The sequence below is a fragment of the Desulforegula conservatrix Mb1Pa genome, from assembly GCF_000426225.1.
GTDB classification, from domain to species: Bacteria; Desulfobacterota; Desulfobacteria; order Desulfobacterales; family Desulforegulaceae; genus Desulforegula; species Desulforegula conservatrix.
Map to the genome: position 1 here is coordinate 1 of NZ_AUEY01000009.1, position 14,089 is coordinate 14,089.

Here is a 14,089-nt window from a genome sequence, read left to right on the forward strand (position 1 = left end):
CTGAAGACCCCTTGAAGATTACGAGGTTGATAGGCTGGATGTGTAAGCATGGTAACATGTTGAGCTTACCAGTACTAATAGGTCGTGAGGCTTAGCCACAACTTCCGCTTTTTGTATGTTGAGTGTTTTATTGCAGCTATATGCGAGCTAAATTTTTCGGTGGCGATGGCAAAGGGGGTACACCTGTTCCCATCCCGAACACAGAAGTTAAGTCCTTTAGCGCCGATGGTACTGCGTGGGTAGCTGCGTGGGAGAGTAGGTCGCCGCCGATTACTTCTTTTACCCCTGCTGATTTTACCGATTAGCAGGGGTATTTTTTTGTACTTTTTTAAAGATATTATTTCTTTGTTATTAAAAATTTTCAATTTTAATTTATTAGGAATTATTTATTTCCTAATAAATACTAAATTTTATGAAGATAATTGAAAACCGTTTGACACAACAATAAAAATAAAGTTGTGATCATTACGGTTTTTTGTGTTAGTTTTTCTATTGTATATTTATTTGTTTTTTTGAGGTATAGTTATATCGATTTTGTAGTAACCGCTGACCAATGCTAAATACCCTGCTTAATCCGTCAATGTGATAGGCGTCCTGTTCAAGCAAGCTGAATACAACTTCTTGTGAGTTTTTGCTTAGAGGTATGGGATAGGGATCCTCTTGGTGGGAAGGTGTCTGCTGAATCTGGGAATAAATTAATAAAGGGATAAGACAGATGAAGAATGATATCAAGAATGTCCGAAACATCGGAATAAGCGCACACATCGACTCAGGAAAAACTACCTTAACAGAGCGAATTCTTTTTTTTACAAACAGGATTCATGCAATCCATGACGTAAAAGGTAAGGATGGTGTCGGCGCAACCATGGATTCCATGGATCTCGAAAGAGAAAGAGGTATTACAATAGCCTCTGCTGCCACATTCTGTGAGTGGGATGACAGGGAAATCAACATTATAGATACACCTGGCCATGTTGACTTTACAATTGAAGTTGAGCGTTCGCTCAGAGTTCTTGATGGCGCCATCCTGGTTCTTTGTTCTGTTGGCGGCGTTCAGTCTCAGTCCATAACTGTTGACAATCAGATGAAGAGATATGGAGTCCCTTGCATTGCTTTCATAAATAAATGTGACAGAAGCGGCGCAAATCCGGACAGAGTTATTGATCAGCTTAGAGAAAAGCTCGGGCACAATGCCGTTGCTTTACAGATACCCATAGGACTTGAAAACACATTTGAAGGTGTTGTTGATCTCATAGAGATGAAGGCTTATTATTTTGACGGTCCGAATGGTGAGATTGTAAGAGTAGAGGCCATACCTGAAAATCTTCTTGACCTTGCAAAATCAAAGAGGGACGAGATGATTGACAGCGCTTCACTCTTTTCTGACGAATTGACAGAAGCCATACTTGATGAAGCTGAAATTACTTCTGAGATGATCAGAACCGCAGTCAGGAAAGGAACTCTGCAAAGAGGGATGACTCCTGTTCTGGTTGGCTCTGCATATAAGAATAAAGCTGTACAACCTTTACTCGATTCAGTAATCCTCTATCTCCCTAACCCGGATGATGTCCCAAATGAAGCACTCGACAGAGATAACAATGAAACTCCCGTAGCTCTTACTTCGGATAACTCGGCACCTACCGTAGCTCTTGCATTCAAGCTTGAAGACGGAGCTTATGGACAGTTGACATATATTCGAGTTTATCAGGGAATCGTAAGACGTGGAGACACTCTAATAAATTCAAGAACTGGCAAAAAGGTTAAAATCGGTCGTCTTGTTAGAATGCACTCTAATCAGATGGAAGATATTGAGATCATACCGGCTGGTTATATCGGCGCAATATTTGGTATCGATTGTGCGTCAGGCGATACTTTTGCTTCTCCTGAAGTTAATCTGACAATGACCTCCATGTTTGTTCCTGATCCTGTTATTTCTCTTGCTCTCAAGCCAAAAGACAATAAGTCCCAGATTAACATGTCAAAGGCGCTCAATAGATTCACAAAAGAAGACCCTACTTTCCATGCATATGTTGATGATGAAACCACAGAGACTATCATTCAGGGAATGGGCGAGCTTCATCTTGAAATCTATGTCGAGAGAATGAAGAGAGAATACAAGGTCGAGGTTGAAACTGGCAAGCCAAAGGTTTCATACAGAGAAACCATAACCAGAATGGCCCAGTTCGACTATACCCATAAAAAACAGACCGGTGGTGCTGGTCAGTACGGAAAAATTGCAGGATTCATAGAGCCATGTGAAGAGGCTGATTTTGAGTTTGTAAATAAAATTACTGGCGGAGCAATTCCTACCCAGTACATTCCCGCTTGCGAAAAGGGCTTCAGATCCTGCCTCGCAAAGGGCCCTCTTACAGACTTTCCTGTAACCGGAGTCAGAGTTACCATTAATGATGGTGCTTTTCACGCAGTTGACTCATCTGACAACGCATTCCAGGCTGCAGGACGCGGAGCTTTCCAGGAAGGATATGCCAAGGCAGCCCCTGCCATACTTGAGCCAATCATGAAGGTGGTTGTCGAGACTCCAACTGAATTCCAGGGTTCTGTTATGGGAACACTCAATCAGAGACGCGGTATGATTGTCGGTGCTGTAGAAGAAGGTCCAATGACAAGCGTAGAAGCTCTCATGCCCTTATCTGAAATGTTCGGATATTCAACCGTATTGAGATCGTCTACCCAGGGCAAGGCTCAGTTTACCATGGAGTTCAGCTCATACAAGCAAGCTCCTCAGAGTGTTGCTGAAGTAATCATGAAAGAAGTTGAGGCAGCAAGAAAGAAGAAGGCTTCCTGATTTCTGAATATATAGCTTAGCAGTTTTTAAAGCCGCGGCCCGCAAATAAATATTATTTGCTGACCGTGGCTTTTTTTTCAGTTCTTTTTATGAATCTGGCAAGAGCTTCAAAAACTATTTCAGACCCCTCTCCATTGATTATTCCGTGTCTGTTGAAATTATACATTGAAAATTCCTTGTCTTCTGAACCAATAAGTTCATATGCATTCAGCGACCCCTTGGAATTCACAACCGGATCCCTGTGTCCTTGAATTATAAACGTAGGTATCAGTACATCCGGCAGGATGTCCTTGACCTCATCCATGAGTTTTTCCAGCTCCAGAATCCCAAGTGCCGGGTTTCTAAGATAGTTTATGTGAGGGTTTTCCGGGTTGTTCTGAAAATAGTTTTTTTTCCGTCCTTCAAAACCGGCACTTCCCATTATCCTGTTCCATGCACCCAGGGCAGGCATAAATTTTGCCATAAAATCCTGGAGTCTTAGAGGAGGTGATATTGCAAATACACCGGTTACATCGGGTATTTTGGCAGCAAGATAAAGTGCCAATCCTGCTCCCGTAGAGAATCCACCGACAATTACATTTGAACAGAAATTCTTCAGAATTGCATATCCTTCCTCAACGCTCTCAATCCAATCAAGATACTTTCTGGTCGAAAGATCCAAAGGAGACGTTCCATGTCCTTTGAGGCGCGGAGCGTAAACCCAGTATCCTTCTTTATTCAGGTACTCGGAAAGAGCCCGTACCTCCAGAGGAGCTGCCATGTACCCATGTATAATGAGAATGCCTGTATCTCGCTTATCTCCTTCCAAGAGAAACGGTCTGCCTACGTCCTTGTTTTTTGATTCGCCTGAAATATAAAATTTCTCATAATCAAGATCAAAGGACTCAATCCCTTTTGATAGAAGATGGAACGCAATCCTTCTTTTGATATTAAACTTTGTATCAAGTGCAAGTCTATATAGATGTGGCCTGATTGAATCGATAGGTTCAACTTCGTTGGCCATGACAGACACCGGATTTTCGAATCTGATTTGATGAAAAGCAGGCTTGCTCAAGAATGCGGAATTATCCTTTTTAATTATACCGTTATCAATTTTTATAATTCCTTTTTCCTGGGCTAATTTTATGAAATCACTGAATTTGCCATAACGGTCATCGGTCAGAAGATGTATCTGGTTTTCCTGGAGACTGCTATGTATATGCAGGTTCTCCTTATCTATATCAAGTGTTGCGGCTAAATAAACACGATTTTTCAGATCCACAGCTTCAATTGACTCTGCAGGTATCATTTTAAGTAACGATGAAAAAAGATGATCGTGGTTGAGGGTGGTCATATTATAAATATCTGACATGTATCTTGTCATTATATCTTCAGCGGCTTTTTTCAGGACTTCTAGGGACGGTATGATATCGTCAAATTCAAAAGAGGTATTTGAATTAATGTCTTTCTGGATATGAGGATGGTTCATGAATATAGCAATATTAATCGGATCCCCGAATCTGATGTCGATATCCACACCTGAAAGAAGCATTGTACCTTCAGTCATTATTTCTTCCCTGACTCTTTCTGTGATTCCATCCATCAATTTTTCAGAAATCAGATTAAAGGCATTTTCCTTTGCTCTGATCGGATAGTAGGTGATATTGACAGGGATAATATTGACGCTTTTGTCTGATATCCTATCAAATGAATCTATGTTGAATTTTTTGATAATGCTGAGGGCCTCATTATTATTTAAAGACGATAGCTTTTTGATTCTCTGTCTGTAAAACTCGGTTCTCAGTGCAAGGTTTGCCGCACCTGTGTGCGGCTTTCCAAGTCCGGGACCATGCTCTGATGAGACCACATATTCGCCCTCATGAAAGACCTTTTTGTCCTTAACCATCTTTCCTTCCGGAAATATTATCCAGTCTGCTTCATCTATTAGTAAGCTTTTGATGATGAGCAAATCTCTGTCAGGACTCTTGGTCGATACCGCGCCGGCCTGCCTGAGAAAACCTTCAAGCGGCCCAGTAAAAAGGGAGCTGTCGGCAAGAGCCCAAACGGGCTTTGAAGTTATTTTATTCAGATGAAATGGAAGAAAGAGGGTCTCTATTCTTGTAAAATGGTTGATTACAAAAATATTGGGACCTGAAGGAATTTTATCGCTGTCAGAAATAATGATCTTTGCCTTTGAAAAATCATACATTTTTTTTAAAGCATATGTTGAAGTTAGAAAAGCAAATCTGTTCATTTTTAAACCTGACAGCTATTTAGTAATTATAATATTGGGTTAAGCTTTCAACCAAGCATAAACTATTTATCAATCATTCCTAACAGGTCAAGGATGAAGCCTCCTATATCCTTGTATCCTTTGCTGTTTTCCATGCTTGATATTTCATCCCAGTTTGCAGATATATCTTCAGGGGAAATATTGCCTTTATTGCTGTCGATCAAACAGCCCTTTCCCGAGGTTATCATAACTTTGTTAAAATACCCGAATCCGGCATTATAAATTCCTCCTGATTCTTTCATTTCATCAGAACAAAGGAATAATACAATCGGAGCAACATATTCAGGGAGCATTTTATCCAGAATTTCGGGGGGGAGAAGATTTTCCGTCATCTGTGATTTTGCAAGTGGAGCAACCGTATTTACATGAATATTGTATTTTTCGGATTCCAGTCTCAGCGAATTCATGAAGCCTATCAGCCCCATCTTTGCAGAGCAGTAATTTGTCTGTCCAAAATTACCGAATAATGCTGCTGCAGAGCTGGTGAAAACTATTCGTCCATAGCCTCTTTCTTTCATAATAGCGAATCCAGGCTTTGTTACATGGTATGCGCCGTTTAGGTGAACGTCCAGTACTCTTTGCCAGCTATCTATGTCCATCTTTGAAAAACTTTTATCGGAAATAATGCCTGCATTGTTTATTAGAATATCCAGTGCTCCGAACTCATCCATGGCTTTTTGTATTAGGGCAGCACCACCCTTCTCGGTTGCAATATTGTCATAGTTCGCGACTGCAATACCCCCTGATGCGACAATTTCTTTTACCACTTCGTCTGCCGGTGAAGGCTTGCTGGTATCAGGGCTATAATCGTTGATGACAACTTTAGCGCCTCTTTTTGATAGTTCAATCGCGTATATTCTGCCGAGGCCCCTTCCTGAGCCAGTGACGACCGCTGTTTTGCCTTCGAAGCTAATCATTGTATCTCCTTGAAATAATTAGGTGTAGTTTTCTACGCTTTTCAATAATAGAATCATGATTATTATGCCGCTAATTTAAAGATATTAGAGAATCTGAGTAATAATACCATGATTTTAAGAAACACTTGAGAAAAATTTGACAGTTTTATGAATCAGAGTAGGCTGGATCTGACATGTGGAGTGATGGGCACAAGGCGGTGTTATTTTTAAGTATGGGGAATGTTGCGGCCCGGATTTCCTGAAATTTTAGTAGATCCGGGCGTAAAGAAATTATCAGTATGGATTTTCCATGCTGTATTCATACATTAAATATAGATTCTCAAGGCGAGTAAGATAGCCTCCAGGGCCAATCTGGGTGAGAAAAACCAGGTTGCTGCCCTGATGATTTGTGTGATCGAAACTGATATTGAAACCACCGAGATCTATCTGCTGAGATTCGGCTGTTTTGATAAAATCTTCCCTTGTCATGCTTTCTGGCATTTCAGACAAGATTTTGCAAAGGGTTTTTGCTGCAATAAATCCTTCAAATCCTATGGAATCGACATCTTTGCCTTTATTGTATTTTTCAAATATGTCGTTGAAATCCTTGACAATTGGCATTTTCATGTAATTAGGAAACGGAACTATCTGGCTTATTATGGTGCCAATGCCTTCTCCTTTTTCCCTGAGTTTATCGGCAAGGATTTCGCTGCCCACAAATGAGATGTTCAGAAAAAGGGCTTTGCTTTTAAGAACTCTCATTTCCTTGATAAATTCAGCGCAAGGCTCGTATGTGCCGATCATTATTATTGCATCAGGAGCTTTTGAGGATATGTCCTTTACAGCTTTTTCAACTGCTATTGTATTTCTGGTGTAAGTCCCTGTTGCGATAATTTTTTCGCCATATTGTTCCATGGCCGCTTTTACACCGTCAAATCCAGATTTGCCAAAGTCGTCATCCTGATAAAAAACTGCTATCTTGCGCAGCTTTTTTTCATTTATCAGTCTATCAACGAGCTCCTTAGTCTCTTTCAAATAACTTGCCCGTATATTGAAAACGTATTTGCTGAAAGGTTTGCGCAGGGCTTCTGCGCCTGTCATCGGAGCAAAGAAAGGGATTTTTGACTGCTCTACGACTGGAAGAACGGCTTTGGCTGTTGGAGTTCCCACATATCCGAAAAGCATGAATACCTTATCTGTCTCTATCATTTTGGTTGTGTTTTGTTTGCATTTTTCAGGCTCATAACCGTCGTCCGCTGAAATGAGTTTTATTTTTCGTCCTTTTATCCCGCCACTATCATTAATGCTTTTGAAATATGCATCAGCACCGGCAAGATAGCTTTTTCCAAGTCCAGCAGCCGGGCCTGAAAGTGCGCATGATTGTCCTATCAGTATTTCATTTTTAGATATGCCAGGGTCCGCAGCAAAGGAACAGGTGCTTATGCATATAAAAAAGATCATGGTGAAAAGGGCTGTTTTTTGCAGATTTTTTATTGTCTGGCTGGCTTTGGGAAAGTAATTATAAAACACTATTGCCTCCATTGATGATATCTGCCTGGTGAAATCCAGTTTGAATTAGATTATGAGATTAATTACTTAATTCATTACCCTCAAATATGAACAATGTCAAGCTGGCTACTCAGTGATATTAAAAGAATAGAAACCCAGGTTGCGTTAAAGAGATATGGATTTTTATGCGAATGTTGTTTCATAAATGTCGGTATTCAAGTTTGATGTTTTGTCCTGTTTTGATCGAGGAATAACCATAAAGCCTATTCCCTTCATAAATATGATAGTCACGCAGAAAGTAAAAAAAGGGCTTCTGCGTCATGCCGGGCTTGATCCGGTATTTTTCGTATTTTCAGTTGCTTCTGGATTTCGGTTTCCGGTTTTCACAGGACAGGTACCGCCGGAATGACGTGAATCAGAGTTTTTGCGACCTTGTCAAATTTGAGTTGCTGATCATTGCCATTACTATATGTCCGCGTGATATTTCTGACTTACGTTTTTATTTATGCAGTTAACGCCATTGCTTTTGGAATTGTGTTATTCTGAGGCTGGTTGGCACTATGGTTTAGATAATTATATAAAGTCGTCATTAGGCTGGGTGGGGAAAGAATCTATAATTACGATAAAATCGGCAAAAAAACCGAAATAAAGACAGAAAATGCTGCCCTTTAACATATTGCGCGGAATGCTATAATAAGTTTTGGATTATTTTGCTTCAAAAAATGGTCTGGCCATGTTTGGGATTACGGATCTGCCGATTTTCAAGACAACTGAGTTTTTAGCTATGGACGACAAAATCATTAATTAATAACTGATATCAGTTTCTTCGATTAGCAAATAATAATTCAACCTCGTCCGGTCAGTCCATTCCGGTTAATGTCGTTTGATCCTTGTCACTTGAGACCTGTATGGAGTTCCGCAAAAAAAATGATATTTCAAGTGACTTGATTCCTTCATGATTAATCAGGCGATGAGAAATCAGATGCAAAAATCCCATGTGCGCTGCAACTGATATGACTGCAGCACACAGAATTTGCATGATGCTTTGGTATCAGTGAGAAATATGCTTCTGTACCTGATTGTTTATGCATGAATATATCTCGTCATCAGATCCAAAAATATCTATCACATCTTTGTGATTGATTAGTGTCTCTATTACAAATGCAGTCAGATACATTGAAACTATATTTGGATTGCTGGAAACATTCCTGAAAGGAGCAACCTTGTAATCCACATCAAAATCATCTGCGGTCATCAGCGATTCAAGGCATTTCGATATCTGATCTTCAAGGCTTGTCTTGCTTACTGTTTCAACAAGATTATTCTCGATAAGCTTCATAGCTATGCTGTTGCTGAGGGGGCCCATGCATTCCTTTACTTTCGTAATGGAATGATGTCTCTCTCTTTCTCTGGATGATTCGATCTGGGACAGTATGCGCGCTTCCCTTGTTTTGGGCCTGAATACCTTTGCCATGTCTCCTCTTATCTGACCCTGTAAGGTCCTGTATGGTTCATGATTCGAACGGGGTTTACAGTTTAAAAATTAATGTAATGTATAGATAGAAGCCGGTTTTAATGCAAGGATAAAATCAATCGAAAGCTTCTATTGTCATTTGTGGCTTTTTAGTCCCTCCATATTGGTTCCAGCCTATTCTGAACGCAATCTGGCGGCAGTATGCGGGCGGACTGTCCGATGGGCGGTTTTGGGCAAACAGGGTTGCGCTGATGGATTTGGACGATCTTCCGTTCTGTGCCGCCTGCATTCTTGTGTGATTCTTTGATGTTGTAATATGGTTGAACATTTTTATATTCTTAGCCATGAAAATGGGAGACGGGTTGTTTGCTCCAAATGGCTCCAGCCTTGCCAGCTCGTCAAGAAGCCTGTCATTTATATCTTCAAAATTAAGCTCGTAATCTATATTCAGCTCTTTGGGTTTTCCACCCGTCTTTCCGAGCTGTTCAATAACTGCGTCATCAAACATTGAAATGAATTGTTTCATATTGTTTTTATTTAGTGACAAACCAGCTGCCTGGGCATGGCCTCCATAACTTTCCAGAACTTCAGAACAGTTTTTTATTGCATTGTAAAGATCTATGTCCTGGGCTGTTCTGGCCGAGGCTTTGCCGGTTTCTCCTTTCCATGCAATGAGTACGGCTGGCTTGTTGTACTTCTGAACGAGTTTTGATGCCACGATTCCAAGTACGCCCAAATGCCATGTTTCAGATCCCATGACTATGCTTGGTCTATTAAAATCATCCGAATCTCTTTCTATCAGGTGACAGATATCTTCAAATATACTGTTTTCAACTTCCTGCCTTGTTGAGTTGAGCCTGCTGAGCTCCTTGGCTATGGATGCAGCCCTGTTTGGGCAGTCTGCAAGGAGAAGATCGAATCCTATGCTGGCATGTTCCATGCGGCCTGCGGCATTGAGTCTTGGCGCAAGCCTGAATGCTATGTCTCCGGCTGTTACTGTCTGCAGACTTCCAGATGCTGTTGCAAGTGCTTTTATACCTATATTTTTCCCGCTGTTTATTACTTCTATGCCTGTTTTTGTGAATATTCTGTTTTCATCAGTAAGTGGGGCAAGATCTGCTATGGTTCCGATGGCCACCATATCGAGATATGCCTTGAGATTGGGTTCCTTAAGATGCTCCCAGAAACCTGTTTTTCTCAATCTTGATCTAAGGGCAATGGCAAGATAGAATGCAACTCCCACTCCAGCGAGGTGTTCAAGACCTGAAGAACAGTCAGGCCTCTTGGGATTTATAACTGCAACAGCGTCAGTCGGGACTTCAGAAACTAAATGATGATCTGTTATAATCACATCAATACCGTTTGCTTTTGCAAGGCTTATTGCGTCAGCACTTGATGAACCGCAGTCCACAGTAACGATCAAATCTGGTTTGTTGCTGCCAGCAAGCATTTTTATGTGCTCGGGTTTCAGGCTGTAGCCTTCTGAAATTCTATGCGGAATATAATAATCCGGAGTTATACCTGTTGCAGACAGAAAGCTGTAAAGAAGAGCTGTGGAGGTAATGCCATCCGCGTCGTAATCCCCGAAAATAAGGACTTTTTCATTGTTTTTTATGGCGTTTTCGAGTCTTGATACCGCGATATCCATATCTTTGATACTCTCAGGCGGTCTTAGATTCGTAAGGCTTGGATTCAGGAATGTGTTGATATCTCGTAGGCCAGCCAGATTTCTGTTGAGGAGGACTGCCGCAGTGGCAGGAGCACATTGCAAAACTCTGCAAAGGTGCTGAATGTGATTCGGATCAGGTTTTTTTATCACCCATGAGTAATTCATAATCACCATATATAACTTTTTGATCTTGCGGGCAATATATATGGTGTTTTTATTCAAAAACGTCTCTTTAAAAAGAGGGATATTGGTAAATAAACAGGAGTTTTATTGAACGGCCTGAATAAAAAAGCTTTATCAATCATTAATGTTGGACGCTCTTTAGAACAGATTCATAAAATATGGGCAAGGCTCATTTCTGAACTTTTGACCAGCCTTAAAAAAATTCCTTGGAAAAATAAGGGGATAATTATAATGTCTGTAGCTTTATTAAATGATTTTTAGGGGATCACGATGAGAACCATTCCATACTATTACAGGGTGGACAGGCGGGAAATCGCTTTTTTAAGATTTATAGTCGAGGCATATGAGGGGATTGCTGTTCTTAGCACTGTTGATCAGCGTAACGGTATTGTTGTCCTTCATGTTCCTCCGGGATGTGAAGAGGCTGTTTCAGGGCTGATTGGCGATTTGTCGTCGAGTATGCGTCTTGAATCAGTGGATATGGAATAACTTAGAATCAGGAACAGTCATACTATATGGTTTAGCAAAAAGCCCAAAAAAGGCGTTGGCGTCATGCGGGCTTGAATCTGCATCCAGTGTTTTCAGATATTTATGGATTCCAGTTTTCACAGGGGCAGGCCACGCCGGAATGACGGGAATCGGAGTTTTTGTAACTTTGTCAACATTATCAGGAGTTTTTTTTGTTAAATGAGTAACAAGCTGGTTTATATATATACAATCGGATGCCAGATGAATGTCTATGATTCTGAGCAGTTTGAGAAGCTTCTGGCTCCACTTGGTTATTCACGGACGGAATTCCTTGAGCAGGCTGATCTTGTGATAACCAACACTTGCTCAGTAAGGGAAAAAGCAGAGGAAAAAGCCTTCAGTTTCATAGGCCGCCTTCAGGCTTTAAAAAAGAAGAAAAAAAGCCTTATCTCTGGTGTGGCTGGATGCGTTGCCCAGCAGGAAGGCAAAAATATACTGGACAGGCTTCCGTATGTCGACTTTGTGATAGGCACGCATGCTGTTGCAAGGCTTCATGATATTGTCAGAAGCATAGAGATCAGCGGCGGAAGGATCGTTGACACAAGCTTCAACGAGGATATTGAAGAGTATAATGTTCTGCCTGAATACAGATCCCATAGCGTTTCCGGTTTTATAACCATAATGAGGGGCTGTGATAACTTCTGCTCATATTGTGTTGTGCCTCATGTCAGGGGCAGAGAATCCAGCAGAAAGCCTGATGCCATAATTTCAGAGATCAGGTCAGCTGTAAAAGGCGGCAGAAAGGAAATTACCCTTCTTGGCCAGAATGTAAACAGTTATGGTAAAAAGGAAGGTCTTCCTTCATTCCCTGAACTTCTCAGAATGATCCATGACATTGAAGGTCTTGAAAGAATACGTTTTGCGACTTCCCATCCCAAGGATATGTCGGATGAACTTGTAAAGGCGTATAAGGATCTTGATAAACTTTGCAAGCATATTCATCTTCCTGTTCAGTGTGGATCTGACAGAATTCTAAAGAGCATGAACAGAAAATATACAAGCGCAGATTATTTTGAAAAGATAGAAAAACTCAGAAACGCATGTCCTGATATCGCCATAACATCGGATATGATTGTTGGTTTTCCAGGTGAAGAGCTTGAGGATTTTGAGGCAACGCTTGATCTTGTAAGAAAGGTGGAGTTTGATAATATTTTTGCATTCGCATATTCTGACAGGCCATTTGCGCCTGCTGCTATGTTTGAGGGCAAGATGCCTGAAAAAGAGAGAAAAAGAAGACTGAACGAGCTGCTTGATGTTCAGGACGAAATTTCTAAAAAGAAGAATGTGGCAATGGAAGGCAGAACTGAAGTTGTTCTTGTTGAAGGAATGAGCAGACGTTCTAATTCAGATTCGGATGTTGCGGATTCTGAGCCGGTTCAATGGACAGGCAGGACAGACGGAAATAAAGTGCTTAATTTTACTGTTGAGCAGGATGGATCCGGCTCTGACGTAAGTATTGATCTGACAGGAAAAATAATACCGGTGGTGGTTGCAGATGGTCTTGGCCATTCCCTAAGAGGCGTGGCAAAACTTAAGAATCTCGACTTATAAGGAGAGCATTCCATGATAGATCTTCATATGCATACAGTTTTCAGCGATGGTGAACTCATTCCTTCGGAGCTTGCAAGAAGGGCAGAGGCGATTGGTCTTAAAGGCATGGCCATCACGGATCACGGCGATTTTTCCAATATGGATCATATTATTCCCAGGCTTGTGAAGGTTTCCGAATATATGAACAGCCTGCCAGGGATAAGAGTTCTGCCTGGAATTGAGATAACCCACGTACCGCCCCCGCATATCGATGAAGCCGTAAAACTTGCCAGGAGCCTTGGCGCTAAGGTTGTGATTGTTCATGGAGAAACGGTTGTGGAACCTGTGGCCAAAGGGACTAATCTTGCCGCTATCATGGCAGGTGTGGATATTCTTGCGCATCCAGGACTAATTACTGCTGAGGAAGCTTCCCTTGCTGCTGAAAAGGGAGTTTGTCTTGAAATAACCGCAAGGGGCGGGCATTCGCTTTCTAATGGTCATGTGGCTATAATGGCCAAAAAAGCAGGGGCCATGATGGTTCTTAACACAGATTCCCATGCTCCTCGTGACCTAATTAACGAAGCCTTTGCCATTACAGTGGCCATTGGTGCCGGTCTTGGCATTGATGACTTCAAAAAAATGCAGGAAAATGCCTCGAAATTTTTCAAAGAGGTTGGTTTTTGTTAATTGCCGCTTAATTTTTGATAATAATTGTTTGTGATAGTTATTTATTGACAATGGGAATTATAGCTTATAAGCCATTAGCTATAATTCCTTTTTTTTATTGTGTTTTATGTCGATAGCCCAATATGCGCATCGCATTTTGACAACATAACAACCTTAAATTATTTCCACGCCATGCATTCAATTCTTGCTATAGATGATGAGGCTGTTCTCCTGAACTTTATCCAGGGGATTCTTGAACACTCCGGTTTCAGTGTTGTAACTGCTAATGATGGTCTTGAGGGTATTAAAATTTTTGACAAGGGCAAGTTTGATCTTGTTATAACAGATGTAATTATGCCCAATGCAGACGGTTGTGCTGTGGCTGCTTTTGTACGCGAAAAAACCGGTGGCTCGGTCCCTGTTATCGGTATATCAGGTACTCCATGGATGCTCGATGAAAAAATATTTGATGCAGTACTTGCAAAGCCTTTTTCCATAGATTGTCTATTGTCCAGGGTGAGAAGTTTTTTCTCAAGAAAATAGACTTTTTTCTGTT

Annotated in this window: 11 protein-coding genes and 2 rRNA genes; 8 read left to right on the plus strand and 5 right to left on the minus strand. The window is 41.1% G+C overall.

Features of this window, described 5'->3' with window-relative positions; all coding sequences use genetic code 11:
- The 3 genes from K245_RS0105490 to fusA form a co-directional block, all read left to right on the plus strand.
- Positions 1–99: ribosomal RNA gene (locus K245_RS0105490) — 23S ribosomal RNA — on the plus strand; the annotation flags it as partial.
- A gap of 56 nt (positions 100–155) precedes the next feature.
- Positions 156–272 (plus strand): 5S ribosomal RNA (gene rrf / locus K245_RS0105495).
- Positions 273–715: 443 nt separating this feature from the next.
- Complete coding sequence (fusA, locus tag K245_RS0105500) at positions 716–2,806, plus strand: elongation factor G (RefSeq protein WP_027358499.1); 2,091 nt, start codon at positions 716–718, stop codon at positions 2,804–2,806.
- Positions 2,807–2,858: 52 nt separating this feature from the next.
- Here fusA and K245_RS0105505 read toward each other — a convergent pair whose 3' ends face one another.
- From K245_RS0105505 to recJ, 5 genes are all read right to left on the minus strand, one after another.
- Complete coding sequence (locus tag K245_RS0105505; protein WP_027358500.1) at positions 2,859–5,039, minus strand: alpha/beta fold hydrolase; 2,181 nt, start codon at positions 5,037–5,039, stop codon at positions 2,859–2,861.
- Positions 5,040–5,101: 62 nt separating this feature from the next.
- Positions 5,102–5,995 carry an SDR family NAD(P)-dependent oxidoreductase gene (locus K245_RS23210; RefSeq protein WP_035276560.1) on the minus strand — a complete coding sequence of 298 codons (894 nt, stop codon included), beginning with the start codon at positions 5,993–5,995 and terminating at the stop codon, positions 5,102–5,104.
- Between the two features lie 273 nt (positions 5,996–6,268).
- Complete coding sequence (locus tag K245_RS0105515) at positions 6,269–7,504, minus strand: ABC transporter substrate-binding protein (protein WP_198013835.1); 1,236 nt, start codon at positions 7,502–7,504, stop codon at positions 6,269–6,271.
- A 1,030-nt stretch (positions 7,505–8,534) separates the two neighbouring features.
- Positions 8,535–8,957 (minus strand): hypothetical protein, encoded by a 423-nt coding sequence (locus tag K245_RS0105525; RefSeq protein ID WP_027358503.1) that lies wholly within the window; start codon positions 8,955–8,957, stop codon positions 8,535–8,537.
- Between the two features lie 115 nt (positions 8,958–9,072).
- Positions 9,073–10,848, minus strand: coding sequence for a single-stranded-DNA-specific exonuclease RecJ (recJ, locus tag K245_RS23215; protein ID WP_051283900.1), 1,776 nt, complete (start codon positions 10,846–10,848; stop codon positions 9,073–9,075).
- Positions 10,849–10,896: 48 nt separating this feature from the next.
- On the opposite strand from recJ, the gene K245_RS27620 reads away from it, so the two are divergent.
- The 5 genes from K245_RS27620 (at position 10,897) to K245_RS0105560 (ending at position 14,076) form a co-directional block, all read left to right on the plus strand.
- Complete coding sequence (locus K245_RS27620; protein ID WP_156906706.1) at positions 10,897–11,070, plus strand: hypothetical protein; 174 nt, start codon at positions 10,897–10,899, stop codon at positions 11,068–11,070.
- Positions 11,071–11,079: 9 nt separating this feature from the next.
- Positions 11,080–11,298: a DUF4911 domain-containing protein gene (locus K245_RS23220; protein ID WP_035276561.1), complete on the plus strand. Its 219-nt coding sequence runs from the start codon at positions 11,080–11,082 to the stop codon at positions 11,296–11,298.
- Positions 11,299–11,496: 198 nt separating this feature from the next.
- Complete coding sequence (gene miaB, locus K245_RS0105550; protein WP_027358504.1) at positions 11,497–12,888, plus strand: tRNA (N6-isopentenyl adenosine(37)-C2)-methylthiotransferase MiaB; 1,392 nt, start codon at positions 11,497–11,499, stop codon at positions 12,886–12,888.
- A 12-nt stretch (positions 12,889–12,900) separates the two neighbouring features.
- On the plus strand, positions 12,901–13,554 hold the full coding sequence (locus K245_RS0105555; RefSeq protein ID WP_027358505.1) for a histidinol phosphate phosphatase domain-containing protein: 654 nt from the start codon (positions 12,901–12,903) through the stop codon (positions 13,552–13,554).
- 171 nt (positions 13,555–13,725) lie between these two features.
- On the plus strand, positions 13,726–14,076 hold the full coding sequence (locus K245_RS0105560; protein WP_027358506.1) for a response regulator: 351 nt from the start codon (positions 13,726–13,728) through the stop codon (positions 14,074–14,076).
- Positions 14,077–14,089 lie beyond the last annotated feature (13 nt).

What these genes read in the sequence shown, in the direction of transcription:
- K245_RS0105525 (WP_027358503.1), bottom strand. Translation starts at nt 8,957, where the DNA reads ATGGCAAAGGTATTCAGGCCCAAAACAAGGGAAGCGCGCATACTGTCC.
- K245_RS0105555 (WP_027358505.1), top strand. Translation starts at nt 12,901, where the DNA reads ATGATAGATCTTCATATGCATACAGTTTTCAGCGATGGTGAACTCATT.
- K245_RS0105505 (WP_027358500.1), bottom strand. Translation starts at nt 5,039, where the DNA reads ATGAACAGATTTGCTTTTCTAACTTCAACATATGCTTTAAAAAAAATG.
- K245_RS0105560 (WP_027358506.1), top strand. Translation starts at nt 13,726, where the DNA reads ATGCATTCAATTCTTGCTATAGATGATGAGGCTGTTCTCCTGAACTTT.
- K245_RS23210 (WP_035276560.1), bottom strand. Translation starts at nt 5,995, where the DNA reads ATGATTAGCTTCGAAGGCAAAACAGCGGTCGTCACTGGCTCAGGAAGG.
- fusA (WP_027358499.1), top strand. Translation starts at nt 716, where the DNA reads ATGAAGAATGATATCAAGAATGTCCGAAACATCGGAATAAGCGCACAC.
- K245_RS23220 (WP_035276561.1), top strand. Translation starts at nt 11,080, where the DNA reads ATGAGAACCATTCCATACTATTACAGGGTGGACAGGCGGGAAATCGCT.
- miaB (WP_027358504.1), top strand. Translation starts at nt 11,497, where the DNA reads ATGAGTAACAAGCTGGTTTATATATATACAATCGGATGCCAGATGAAT.